The 13,069-nt window shown below is 57.1% G+C and carries 10 protein-coding genes; 5 read left to right on the top strand and 5 right to left on the bottom strand.

Annotation, left to right across the window (positions count from 1 at the left end; all coding sequences use genetic code 11):
* Nucleotides 1–63 precede the first annotated feature (63 nt).
* The 4 genes from yidC to rpmH all read right to left on the bottom strand — a co-directional run bounded on the left by yidC (nucleotide 64) and on the right by rpmH (nucleotide 2,701).
* Nucleotides 64–1,821: a membrane protein insertase YidC gene (yidC, locus tag KIT79_13050; GenBank protein ID MCW5830230.1), complete on the bottom strand. Its 1,758-nt coding sequence runs from the start codon at nucleotides 1,819–1,821 to the stop codon at nucleotides 64–66.
* Nucleotides 1,822–2,064 carry a membrane protein insertion efficiency factor YidD gene (yidD, locus tag KIT79_13045; GenBank protein ID MCW5830229.1) on the bottom strand — a complete coding sequence of 81 codons (243 nt, stop codon included), beginning with the start codon at nucleotides 2,062–2,064 and terminating at the stop codon, nucleotides 1,822–1,824.
* An 8-nt stretch (nucleotides 2,065–2,072) separates the two neighbouring features.
* Entirely contained in the window at nucleotides 2,073–2,399 is a 327-nt protein-coding gene (gene rnpA, locus KIT79_13040; GenBank protein MCW5830228.1) for a ribonuclease P protein component, read from the bottom strand.
* Between the two features lie 152 nt (nucleotides 2,400–2,551).
* On the bottom strand, nucleotides 2,552–2,701 hold the full coding sequence (gene rpmH / locus KIT79_13035; protein ID MCW5830227.1) for a 50S ribosomal protein L34: 150 nt from the start codon (nucleotides 2,699–2,701) through the stop codon (nucleotides 2,552–2,554).
* 418 nt (nucleotides 2,702–3,119) lie between these two features.
* Here rpmH and KIT79_13030 point away from each other — a divergent pair, with 418 nt between their 5' ends.
* The 5 genes from KIT79_13030 to KIT79_13010 all read left to right on the top strand — a co-directional run bounded on the left by KIT79_13030 (nucleotide 3,120) and on the right by KIT79_13010 (nucleotide 11,660).
* A complete protein-coding gene (locus KIT79_13030; GenBank protein MCW5830226.1) occupies nucleotides 3,120–4,889 on the top strand; it encodes a radical SAM protein in 1,770 nt (589 codons plus the stop codon).
* A 15-nt stretch (nucleotides 4,890–4,904) separates the two neighbouring features.
* The gene (locus tag KIT79_13025; protein ID MCW5830225.1) at nucleotides 4,905–6,779 is read left to right on the top strand and encodes a B12-binding domain-containing radical SAM protein; all 1,875 of its coding nucleotides are present in this window, start codon (nucleotides 4,905–4,907) and stop codon (nucleotides 6,777–6,779) included.
* Between the two features lie 11 nt (nucleotides 6,780–6,790).
* Nucleotides 6,791–8,692 carry a B12-binding domain-containing radical SAM protein gene (locus KIT79_13020; GenBank protein MCW5830224.1) on the top strand — a complete coding sequence of 634 codons (1,902 nt, stop codon included), beginning with the start codon at nucleotides 6,791–6,793 and terminating at the stop codon, nucleotides 8,690–8,692.
* Complete coding sequence (locus tag KIT79_13015) at nucleotides 8,689–10,506, top strand: radical SAM protein (protein MCW5830223.1); 1,818 nt, start codon at nucleotides 8,689–8,691, stop codon at nucleotides 10,504–10,506. Before KIT79_13020 ends, KIT79_13015 begins: the two co-directional genes overlap by 4 nt.
* A gap of 98 nt (nucleotides 10,507–10,604) precedes the next feature.
* Complete coding sequence (locus KIT79_13010) at nucleotides 10,605–11,660, top strand: phosphotransferase (GenBank protein ID MCW5830222.1); 1,056 nt, start codon at nucleotides 10,605–10,607, stop codon at nucleotides 11,658–11,660.
* Here KIT79_13010 and der read toward each other — a convergent pair whose 3' ends face one another.
* Entirely contained in the window at nucleotides 11,661–13,064 is a 1,404-nt protein-coding gene (der, locus tag KIT79_13005) for a ribosome biogenesis GTPase Der (protein ID MCW5830221.1), read from the bottom strand.
* Nucleotides 13,065–13,069: the final 5 nt, after the last annotated feature.

The raw sequence follows: 13,069 nt of genomic DNA, 5'->3' as shown, positions 1-13,069 counted from the left end.
CTCCCTGACGGCTGCTTGCCGTCCCTTTCCTTTGAGTTCTGTATTCGCTGATGTCTCGTACGGTCAGCGGCGCGGTTTCTTGCGGTTTCGTGGGCCTGCCGGTTCTCCGGAGACCTCTTTGGCTGTCGTCGGCACCACCTGGGCTGATGGATCCTGCTCCCGTGCGGCAGAGAGCCGCTTGTTCCTGGCGTTAAAATAAAGCTGCTGACCAATCGAGAACACGTTGGATGCGCTCCAGTAGAGCACCAGTCCGGCAGCAATATTCATAAACAGGAAAAACATCACGATGGGCATGATCATCATGACTTTCTGCTGGATTGGGTCCATTTGAGAAGGCGTCAGTTTCATGGAGATCGCCATGGTCGCGCAGGTAATCAGCGGCAGAACATAGTATGGGTCGTGAATCGCCAGATCCTGGATCCAGGTGCCCAGGAATGCGGCGTGCCGGAGTTCCAGTGAGGTATCCAGACTGACATACAACCCCAGGAATATCGGTATCTGCGGAAGAATCGGAAGACAGCCGGATAGCGGATTGACCTTATGCTCCCGGAACAGGTCCATGGTGGCCTGGTTCAATGCCACCTTGTCGTCTTTGTACTTCTCCTTGAGTGCATCCATTTTCGGCTTGAGTGTCGCCATTGCCTGCATCGAGTGAAACTGCTTGATGGCGAGCGGGAACAATGCAACGCGGACGATGACTGTGAGCATCAGGATGGCCAGTCCCCAGTCACCTGCGACGCCATGAAATATCCGGAGAAGCAGAAGCAGGAATTTCGCTATGGGCTTGATCAGAGTCTGGCCAAATCCGTAGTTGATGGCTGCTTCCAGCTTTTGATCTACAGCAAGCAGGGCCGCGTCGGTTTTAGGTCCGAGATAGTACCGGACCGCCGAGACCTCGGCCGTAGCGGCATCGGTTCCAGCCAGCAATTCCGGACCTTCCACAGCGGTCTCCCACTGGCTAGGGGATGTGCGTGATGCGATCAGCGCCGAATGCTTGGGATTTTCCGGCAGAATTGCCGTCAGGAAGTAGTGATCCTCGAAACCGGCGAAGCGGGGATCATCGGTGATTTTTATGCTCTTGTCGGCGAGGGCGCCAAACTCATGGCGATCAGTGCCGGATGCACCGACGATTGCATGGGTTCCCATGCGTGCCGTCGATGTTTTGGGTGCCTTGGAATGATCGAGTGCGAGGACGTAAACGGGCTGGAACTTTCTGGCGGTAGTGACGGCAGGTGCAATAACCCGGTACTCTGCTCTGACGCTGTAAGTCGTCGGGCTGAAAAAGATATCCTTATGGACTTCTACGCCAGCTGAATCCCGGTAACGAAGTGGCAGGCGGACTTCTTCGGTCTTTCCGGCCAGCATGATTTCGGAAGGGCCATCGTACACGTAAGGTAAATGGTCACCCTGTTCAGCCGCCTTGAGCCCTCGGATGCGGGCAAACAGGGGAGGGTGAACAACCGACTGGTCGATAATATCCTTGAGTCCTGAGCGGTCATTCGACTGATACGACTTGAGTTCAAACCGCCGGAGAATCCCGCCTTGGGTGGTAACAACGGCCGTATAGAGTTGTGTATCAACAAGTATTTCGCGCTCCAGAGCTGTGACCGGCTGAAGCGACTCCGGGGAACTTGAACTATCATCGGGTGCCCCGGCAGCAGGCACCGGTTGAGCATCGGTAATTTGGGTGGTCGGGGCAGTCTTGTCGTCCTTGACGGGACTCTGTGCCGGCTTTCTCGGTGGTACCACCAAGGCATACCAGCCAATAATAACAGCCATCGACAGGATGATGAACAGGCGGTGGCGGGTTTCGTCTTTCACTTATGAGTTCCTTGTGAAGAGCGTGAGCCGGTCGGGAACGGGATCGACACCGCCCGGATGAAACGGATGGCAGCAGGCCAGCCGCCGGACCGTCAGGACCGTTCCGAATACTGCTCCGTGGCGTTTGAACGCTCCAAGTGAATAGTCAGAGCATGACGGATAGAAGCGGCAGCGGTTTCCCAGCAGCGGCCTGATCGTCCATTGGTAAGCCTGGACGATCAGGATGAGCGGTAGCGCCAGCAGCTTTCCGGCTATTTGCACCGCGCCCATAACCGGTCGAAATCTCTTGTGAGCGATGCCCTCGGCATGTCCCTGCGGACTACCAGAACCAGCCGCCAGGGCTGGCTGAACAGGTCGGGATGTGTTCTGAAGTGCTCTCGTATCCATCGTTTGAGGCGGTTTCTGACTGCCGCGTTACCGGTCCGGCGGTCAACGGCGATTCCCAGTTGTGGCCGCTGGCCTGGTTCGTAACGGGCTTCCAGTGAACCTATCCGCTGCCGTTTGCCTGCTTTCCAGATGGCCTCGAACTCGCCTGAGCGTGATATCCGGGCCGCTTTGGGAAACCGGTGCGAAATCATGGCGGATGGGCGATCACGAAAACCGGGACTTCACCGGAACTGTGTATCCCTGAACCCCTTGCTTCCCGCTTTTATACCTGCCGGCACTATTTCAGATGGCAGGATTTGATTGAGGCCAGATGTGGGTTCCCCGTCAGGGAAGGGGCTTCCACCTATTTGCTGGCAATACGCACGGCGAGCCGCTTGCGGCCCTTGGTCCGGCGATTTTTCAGGATCTTGCGGCCGCTAGCTGTCGCTGCACGGGCCCGGTAACCGTGGTTGCGGGCACGACGGCGATTATGAGGCTGATACGTACGTTTCATGACTGTTTGTGGCTGCCTCTCCCCGTCTTCCAGACGGGAGTTGTTTTTCAGTTCCAGTGGGGGGAGCCGTAAGGCCTGAAGTCACCGCCTGTTGAAGCGTACTCCGGTCCACCGGAGCCGCATAAAGACCGGTTTTTGCATGGAATGTCAAATACGGGTCTTCCGGATCTGGCAAAGTGATATGGATTGGCCCGGTTGCCCCTTAGAGAATATTTCAAGTGGTTCGGATCACTGGGGTTTTCAGGTTTTCCGGTTGATGGAGGGCCCGGCACATGCTTAACTTGGGGAATATAGCCAGTTCAGGACGCCGCCGGTCTTTTTAGGGGATGCGGAGGCGAGGGCACCCAGCTCCCGCAGGGCTGGACCCGGCAACTGAAGAAAGACCGCCGATGCGGCGTGAATTGAGGACGGTAAAACCATGCGCGTAATGCTGTTGTACCCGGATATCGATACCCTTACGCCAATATACTATCAGCTTGGTGTGGGCTCCCTGGCTGCCACGCTGAAGGCTGCCGGTCATGAGCCCCGTTTCGAGCGGGTACCTCAGCTAAACCGCCAGAAGCTCATGGCGGCAATCAAGGAGTTTGATCCTCAACTGATCGGTTTCTCGTCGGTGTACGTCCAGTGGCGATACGTCCGGCAGATGGCTGCCTGGATCAAGGAAGAGCATCCGGTGCCTACGGTGGCCGGTGGAGTTCACCCGACACTGTCACCGGATGAATGCATTGCCGAACCCAACATGGATTTCATTTGTCGTGGCGAGGGCGAGCATGCGTTGCTCGATCTTGTGGAGGCTGTTTCCCAGGGCAAGCCGACTGACCGCATACCCAATATCTGGACCCGTGCTTCCGATGGCCGTGTGATTGTCAACGAGATGCGCGAGCTGGTGGACCCCCTCGACAGCCTGCCGCCGCCGTACCGCGAGTGCCTCGATTATGCGAAGGCGCTCCGGCTTCAGTATGGAAACGTGCAGATCATGACTTCCCGTGGCTGCCCGTACCGCTGCACCTACTGTTCAAACGAAGCCCAGATGCGGCTTTATTCCGGTAATGGCCGTTTCATTCGCCAGAGGTCGGTGGAAAGCGTCATTGACGAGATACAGGGTATTGTTGACCGCTATCCGGAAGAGGCCCGTTACATAACGTTCTCGGACGATATCATCACCGAGAACAAGAAGTGGCTGTATGCGTTTCTCGACGAGTACAAAAAGAGATTTGACCTGCCATTCAACATGCAGGTGCAGATGCAGACCTTCGGCCGCGAAACAGCCCGACGGCTGGCAGAGGCAGGTTGTTACCAGGCAATTATCGCCATCGAATCGGGCGATGACTACATCCGGCGCGAGGTCATGAACCGGAACCTGACCGATGAGCAGATCATCAATACGTTCCGGTTCTGCGACGAAGTCGGAATCGAAACCTGCAGTTACAACATTGTCGGTGTGCCCGGGGAAACCGAACAGTCAATTCAGAAGTCCATGGATATCCTTCGGCAGGCTAACCCCGATCACACGCTGGTTTTCAAATTCACCCCGTTCCCCGGGACCAAGCTTCATGAAGTGTGTGTGTCGGAGGGCTACCTCAAGGAATACGAACACGACAATTATTTCTCCCATGTCGGGTTCATGGACCTGCCGACAATTTCCAAGCAGAAGCTCACAGAGCTCTATTACGAATTTTACCGGCTGGGAAACCAGCTCAGCGCGATGAAACGCAGGCAGAAAATGGGTTCGTATTACGACTTCTTTGAGGAACTCCCCCGTGCCCAGCTGCGTACCTCAGATCCGCGTTATATCAACGTTGAACTGGTCCGCGTGGATACCGACGAACGGCCATCGCTCCTTTGCCATCCGGACAGCGAGATTCGCTACCGGGTCACACTGAAGCCCAATTCGGTACTGCGATTCGGGGTGACGATGGCGCCGACCGTCTGGTCACCTGACAAGGGCGGCCCGGTGAAGTTTCGGGTGGAGGCCCGGTCGATGTTCCGCAAGCGGACCCTGTTCGAAAAGCAGATTGATCCCAAGAACAACAAGGACGACCGATGCTGGCATGATGCTGAAATAGATCTTTCGTCCCTGGCCGGGAAAACAGTCGATCTGGCCTTCATCACGAAGGCCCCCGGATCGCCTGAGTATTGCTCGTCGTATTGGGGCGAACCGATTATCGTGTCACGTGCGGCAAACTGACGCCGGAGAGGCTTCGTGCGGGTCCATTTTATCTACACAAACGTTGGGACCTGCAACGACCCGCATTATCACAACGGGGTCGGGCAGCTCTCGGCACTTGCCAGGCGACTGGGATGGGAAACCGGCCTCTCGAACTATCATTTGATGCCGGCCAGGGACGAGTTTATCCAGTCCCTGGCCGCATCCGGTGCTGACCTGTTCGCCTTCAGTTCCACTTCGATTCAGTGGCCGTTGATCCGGCAAATGGCCTGCTGGGCACGTGAGGCCGGACTTGGCCCCCGGATCGTGGGCGGTATCCATACAACTTTTCTGCCGCAGCAAGGCTTTGCCGAGGGCGAGGCGGCCGACCCCCTCTGGGGCGCGGTGTTCGTGGGCGAGGCGGATGTCTCATTTCCACAGTATCTGACGGCGCTCGCTTCAGGCGACCAACGGCCCGAAATCCCAGGCGTATGGCTTCCTGACGAGCACACGGGAGTGGCAATTGACGGCGGCCATGGTCAGGCGGTCGAAAAACTCGATGATCTTCCGTGGGCAGACCGGAGCATTTTTGACATGAAGGACATCCTGCGCCGCAACGGCGGGATGTTCCAGATGAAAGTGCAACGCGGCTGTCCGTACCACTGCACTTATTGCTCGAACGCAGCATTGCTCGACATGTATGGCGGCAAGAAGCTGCTTCGGGTGCGTTCTCCGGAATCGATATGCCTTGAAGTGAACGCGATGCGCCAGCAGCACGATATCCGGTCCATACTGTTCGATGACGAGATGTTCACGATGTTCAAGCCGTGGACAGCTGCATTCTGTAATACCTGGGCCAGGGAATGTGGCATCCCGTTCATGATCAGCGCCCATTTCAAGGGCATCAATGAGGAGATACTGGATCTGCTCCAGAAGGCCGGGTGCGTCGGCATCGAATTCGGCATGGAGAGTGGGGATCCGCAGTTCCGGAAAGAGGTTCTCCGGAAATATTTTACCAACGAGGAGGCACTTGAAGTTATTCGCGGGTGCAAGCGCCGGGGTATCCGGGTCAAGCTGAACAACATGTACGCCGTACCTGGCGAAACCGAGGCCAGTATTGACAAGACGCTGGACTTCCTTCGCGAAGCGATGCCGGACGTCCTTCAGGCGACGATCTACAACCCGATGCCGGGGACGGCGCTGTTCCAGAAATACGAAGAGAGCAACTTCGCCAAGCCGCTTCACTGGATCGATATCAAGCGTATCGGTTCCTACAACGGGGTTACGATCGCCCCGGAGCGGATTGCAGCCAAACAGCTTGAGTTTTACGAAGTGCTACTCAATTCGGCCGTTGCTGCCGCCCGTGAAGGCAGCCTGCGGGACATGACAGACGAGTTTGGCGGCCCCAGCCGTAATGGAAGCGTCCGGGTCCAGGCTCCTGATGGCCATACGGGGCTCGGTATCGTGACGCTGGCGGCCGGTGCGAGGGTGTGCCTGCAGGCACACCCTCCTGCCATTTATCGCTGGACGATAGACGTTCCGGCGGGTTCTGCCCTCCGGTTTGAAATTGGCATGGATGCGAACTGCTGGGAGCGTCATGTGCCGGATGAGATCCGGTTTGAAATCGGCATCCAGAGGACGTTCTGGCAGAAATCCCTGTGGAAGGGGACGTTGTCGCCACGCAGGATCGAAAGCCACCGTACGTGGGTGCCTTTCGAGGTGGATCTTTCGCCGTGGGCGGGGAAGCGTGTGACACTGGTGTTCAAGACCAGTGTCGATGCTCCATCTGCTGAATATGCGACGGTCTACTGGGGCCGTCCGCATGTCGATCTCAAGACGCGCCAGTGGCGGGTTTTTAACGCGGTCTCGCTTACCACGGAGCCGATCAACATGCGGCCACGGGTGGACTTTGCGGGAGCTGCCCAGAGGTAGGGGCCGGACGCATGAAATTCATGTTCATCTATCCGGACTATCCGGGCAATTATGATAATCCGACTTACAATTTCGGGGTCGGATACCTCTCAGCGACGCTGAAGGCCGCCGGACACGAAACGGCGCTGATACACCTGGTTCGTGAAATCAGCCGGGAGGACCTGGCCCGCCGGATCTCCGATTTCGGAGCCGATATGGTGGGCTTCTCGCTTGTTACAAACATGTGGAGCGAGGCCAAGCGTTATGTGAAGTGGGTCAAGGAGGATACGGGCCTTCCGGTTGTTGTTGGCGGTTTCCATGCGATGATGGCCCCCGAAAGCTGCTTCATCGAGACTCCGCATATTGATTACGTTTGCGTGGGCGAAGGCGAGGAAGCCCTGCTGGAGCTGGTTGACCGGCATGCCCGGGGCGTGTCCGCGACGGATATACCGAACCTGTGGGCCCGCACGGCAGATGGCGGATTTGTCCGGAACGCCAAGCAGGAACTCAACCGGCAGCTCGACGACTTGCCTTATCCGGACCGGGACATTTTCGATTTTTACCATCTGGCTTACGGGCACGGGCAGTCTGCGGCTCTCATGCTGTCGGGCCGCGGGTGTCCGTACGATTGCCATTACTGCTGCAACAAGTTCTACCTGGAGAACTACGGGCAGGGGAATGAAATCTATCGCAAGCGCAGCGTCCGAAGTGTGATCGAGGAAGCCAAGTACCTGATCAGCCGCTGGAACGTGAAGCATATCCAGTTTTTTGATGAGGTATTCATCTCGAAGCGGGGCTGGATGGAAGAGTTCGCCGACACATGGAAACGGGAAGTCGGCATGGAATTTTCGTTCCTGATGCGGGTCGAGCAGGCCAAGCCAGATCTTATCGGGCTGCTTGCTGATGCCGGTTGCACGCTGATTCACGCAGGCATCGAGTCAGGTTCCCAGCGGGTGCGGCAGGAGATTCTCAATCGCCGTATGTCGGATGAGCGGATGTGGGAGGCATTTCGCGTTTGCCGTGATGCCGGGATAAAGACGTGGGCCTTCTACCAGATCGGGTTTCCCGGAGAGAAGCCGGAGGATATCGAGGCGACCATCGGTTTCCACCGGAAGCTGGCGCCGGATTTTTCCAATGTCTGCGTGTTCTATCCCTATCCGGGTACGGAACTTTACCGCCGGTCTGTCGCCGAAGGGTATCTGAAAAATCCCGAAGTCGTGGGCGAGCGTCTTTCCGAGCGGACGTTCTCGAACTTTTTTGAGGCAGAACTGCACCGGTTCAGGTCGGTGCTTGATCTGCCCGGCATGCCGCCTGAAAAGCTGATGGAACTGGGGCAGAAGTTTGAAAAAACCATCACGACGAGTTTCTTCCGCAAGCAGCGGCGGGGTTATTTTGATTTTCTTGCAGAAATCATCGAGGCGCGAATTGCCGAAACCGAACAGAAGCACATCTCCATCCAGTCATTTGACGTGAACAATGACCGCCGTTTCGTGCTGTTCGAGCATCCCCCGGCAGAAGCGGCATTCCGCGTCAGGCTTAATTCCGCATCGGTATTCAAGTGCGCGCTTGCGGTCAATCCGATGGTCTGGGACAAGCCAGATGCAGACGGAATCCGGTTCCGGTTGTACCTGAAGCGCCCGTGGCGGATGAAAAAGAAACTGCTGGACCAGACTGTTTTCCCGCGCCGGAATCCCGCCGACCGTAGCTGGCTTCCCGTGGAGATTGACCTTTCCGGAGAGACCCCCGGCGAGGTCGAATTCATCTTCCAGACAACCGCTGCCGAGGGGCATGGCACCTGGGCATGGGCGGGGTGGGGGCACCCGTGGATCGAATACAGGAATGCGGCTGAAACCCGTCCACATGTCACATTTGCGGCGGGACCGGAGCTTGATGCCAGCCGGGCCGAGTCATCCAGCAGGAGCGCGGCCGCATGAAAGTGCTGTTCCTCTATCCTGATATCGCGTCCAGGACGCCCCACTATTACCAGATGGGGATCGGGATGCTATCGGGTGCATTGAAGCGGGCTGGAGCGGACCGTTCACTGTATCATCTGGCCGAGATGCCTTCTGAAGAAAAGTTCTGCCAGCGTATTCAGCAAGAGAAACCGGACCTTCTCGCCATCTCGACAACCTCCGGGCAGTGGCGGTTCGTTGTGCCCATGATTCGCTGGGCAAAAGCCCATTTTGGCTTGCAGGTAATTGCAGGGGGTATCCACCCGACGCTGGCTCCCCACGAGACGCTCATACAGGCGCCGGAACTGGACGCCATCTGCATCGGGGAAGGTGAAGACCAGTTCGTCCAGTACGTTCAGGAACTGGGCGCTGGGAACCGTCGGCCAACAGGCCTGGCCAACTTCTGGCTGAAAACTGCTGCTGGCGCATGGGAACAGAATCCAATGGGGCCGCTGGTAGAGGATCTGGACCGCCTCGGATGGCCGGATCACGAACTGTTCGACTTCAGCCGCGTCATTGAGATGATGAATGGCGAGGCGAACGTCATGGCGGGCCGGGGATGTCCATACCGGTGCTCATATTGTTCGAATGAAGTGAAGATAGACCAGAACCGGGAGCTGGGCTCGAACTTGCGCTGGCGGACACCTGAAGATGTCGTTCGCGAATGTGAATATGTCCGCGATACCTATGGAAACCGGACGTTCTATTTCATTGACGACATTTTTACCTTGAACCGGGAGTGGACGAAAGCATTTGCCCGTATCTACGGAGACCGTGTGCGGATGCCTTTCCGTATCCAGCTACAGGTAAAAACAATTGATGCCGAACGCCTGGAACTCCTGCGCGATGTGGGACTGTATTCGGTCGTGGCAGGGGTAGAAACCGGTAACGAGGAGTTACGAAGGAAAGTGCTCATCAAAAGGATATCAAATGACGATATCCGCAAGTGTTTCCGTGAGGCCGACAGGCTTGGGATCGAGACGGCCACCTACAACATCATCGGGATACCGGGCGAAACCGAACAGACGGTCCGGGATTCTATCGACCTCAACCGGGAAATACGCCCCAACCGGACCATAGTAACAATATTCACGCCGTTTCCTGGTACGTCGTTGTACCGCGAGGCGAAAGAACAGGGGATCCTCCGGCAGGATACAGACCCGAGCTATTTCGACGAGAACAGCTTTCTGGACCTCCCTACTATCAGCCGTGAAAGGCTGCTGGAGCTTTACCGGGAGTTTGCTCGTTCGGGTATCGAGATCGCCGAGGAAAAGGCCCGTCGCGGCTATTACGACCTGCTCCAGCATCGTGATACGGCCACGGTGGTGACACCAGACCCCAGCTACGTCTATATCGCTGCGCCAAAGCTCAACTATGAGGAACGCAGTGCCCTGTGCGCCCATCCACCGACGCGGCTGATCTATCGGGTGGGGGTAAAACCGGACTCGCGCCTGAGGTTTGGTATCGGTATTGTCCCTGAAGTCTGGAGCCGAACTGATGGTGTCCGGTTCCGTGTATACGCGGGTGGCCGGTTTTTACGAACACTCCTGTTCGACCGGTCGCTGGCGCCGAAGACCGACCCGTCGCATCGTGCCTGGCACCATTTCGACCTGGATCTTTCAGCTTTTGGCGGGAAAACAGTCCGGATCGAACTTCGCACCGATCCAGTGGGAAATACGGACTATTCATCTGCCTACTGGGCTGCGCCGCATCTCGCCTCTGCCAGCGATCCGATCATGGGAACCCTCGACAACTGGCAGGTTGAAAAATCGGCTAGAACGAGCCGGGTGGCCTGATAAGGGCTTGCCGTGCATCGTCCGGTGGTTTTAACTGCCGCTCTATGCCACTCCCGGATCCCGTCGCAAGAATAACGCCCGAAACCCCCATTGCTGATGTGGCGAATCTTCTGGCCGGAAATGTTGCACCCGGCTGGCGTGTTTGGGCGATTTCACCCATCGAAGGGGATGCAAGCGTCAGGAAGTATTACCGGATCCATCTGGAACCGCACGACGACGTGCCTCGCACAGTCGTTCTGATGCAGATGAACAATGTTGGCAGGCCCCTTGGGTCAGAGGAGGCAACCGAGGGCAATGGCCCTGGAGAAGACCCATTCTGTTCCATGGACCGCCATCTTCTCGTGGCCGGGGTACGTGTGCCGGTTATCTATTTCCGGGCAGATGAAGTGGGTTACCTGCTGATTGAGGATTTTGGTGATACCAGTCTTTATGCAGCCACAGCAAAGGGGTTTACACCTGATGTGCTGGCGGCGTATGAAACAGCTGTGCGCGAAATGGCCCGGTACCACACGAAGGGATCGGACCGGTCCATAGGAGATTGCACCGGCTTCCATCAGCAGTTTTCGCCAAAACTTTTTTTGTGGGAGTTCGACCACTATCTCGAATACGGTATCGAGGTCCGTCTCGGGATAAAGCTGTCCGCTGCTGACCGGAAAGCTCTGGCGGATGTATTTGAACCAATCGTGACACGGCTTTTTGCCGAACCCCAGGTCCTAACCCACCGTGACTATCATTCGAAGAACCTGATGGTTTTGGAGGGAGGTGGGATCGGTGTGATCGATTTTCAGGATTCGCTGATGGGGCCTGACGTCTACGATCTCGCCTCACTGCTTCGGGATGCCTACGTTACAGTGCCGGAGAATGTGGTGGCACGGCTCGTGGACGTTTATGCGGAAGCCCGGGCGACAGCAGACAGGCACTACAGGTTGGATCACCGGAAATTTTCCCGCCTTTTCGTTGACCAGGCGATTCAGCGAAACATGAAGGCCCTGGGACGGTTCGTTTATATTGATCGGGTGAAGAAAAACCCCGCTTACCTGCCGTTCATTCCGAGGCTGCAGGGATTTTTGAAGCGAAATCTTGTCTCGCATTCCGACTATGCGCCGGCCTGGGAAGTGCTCTCCCGCCTCGATCCGGAGCTCAGTGGGGCGTAGTCATGCCCCACGCCCCTGGGAATAGTCCTTCCGCACTTTCTGCCGGTAGATAATCCTGAGTGGCACTCCTTCAAACCCGAACGTGTCGCGCAGCCGGTTGGCTATCCACCGCTTGTCGGAAAAATGAATGCCCTCGGGATTGTTGGTGAAAATGACAAAGGTGGGCGGTGAAGAACGGACCTGGCTGATGTAGTTCAGCTTGACGCGTGGGCCCTTATGGGACGACAGCGACCGCTCGGCCTTGATGTCCTCAAGGAGTTTGTTGAGCTGGGCAGTGGAAATACGTTTCCGGCAGGCCGCGCCTACGCGATCAATTGCAGACATCAGTTCCGGAAAGCCCATCCCGGTCACGCTGGACGTGACGACAAGCGGGGCGTAGTGGAGACCTTTCAGGAAATACCGGACATCCTTTTCAAACTGCTTGCGTTCCTTGTCGCCCTTGGGGCGCAAATCCCACTTGCTTGCAACGAGCACGCAGCCGCGAGATTCTTCCTCGACGAGTCCCGCCACATTCATGTCCTGCTCGGTCAATCCTTCACCGCAGTCGATCAGCACGCAGGCCACATCACACCGGGAGACGGATTCCAGTGCCTTGATGACACTGTACTTCTCCAGCCGGTCGCCGATTCGTCCCTTGCGGCGAATACCGGCGGTATCAATGAAAACATAGGTCTTGCCGTTACGTTCAACGATGGTATCAATCGTATCGCGTGTTGTGCCAGCCACATCGGATGCGACGAGCCGCTCTTCGCCGAGTATCCGGTTGATAAGGGTCGATTTGCCCACATTCGGCCGTCCAACGATGGCAACGGCGAGCGGGCGCTCTGTGCCATCGGGGATTTCGGGAGGGGACCAGTCGGGAATCGCTTCCCATATCTTTTCCAGGAGTTCCCCCGTGCCACGGCCATGCTCGGCCGAGACCGGAATGATCTCGTCGCAACCGAGTTCATAGGCATCTTCGGGCGTAACCGACCGGATATCGGTCTTGTTCACCACGACGAAGACGGGCTTGTGGCTCTGCCGCAGCATCTGGAAGATTTCCCGGTCGCCAGGTGAAACTCCGCCCTGAACGTCGATGACAAACAGGACCAGATTGGCCTCTTCAATGGCGAGCCGTGCCTGCTCCCGAACCCGGGAGACAAGGCGGTCTTTTGATGGATCTGCCTCAAAACCTCCCGTATCCACGAGTACGGCTTCGCGGGTGGCTTCACGCAGTATCCCGTAGTTGCGATCCCGTGTGACACCAGGCCGGTCGTGGACGAGAGCCCGTCGTGTCCGTGTCAGCCGGTTGAAAAGAGTCGATTTGCCGACGTTCGGGCGCCCCACGATGGCAACAACTGGCCGGGCTGCCGAAGGCAGCCAGCGGGTGGGCGGCGAAGAGGCTGTGGTTTTCTTTCTCGGCATGATGA

Source organism: Deltaproteobacteria bacterium, from assembly GCA_026129095.1.
Lineage (GTDB): Bacteria > JAGRBM01 > JAGRBM01 > JAGRBM01 > JAHCIT01 > JAHCIT01.
The sequence above is the reverse complement of the archived record's forward strand: the minus strand, read 5'-3'. Positions and strand labels throughout refer to the sequence as shown.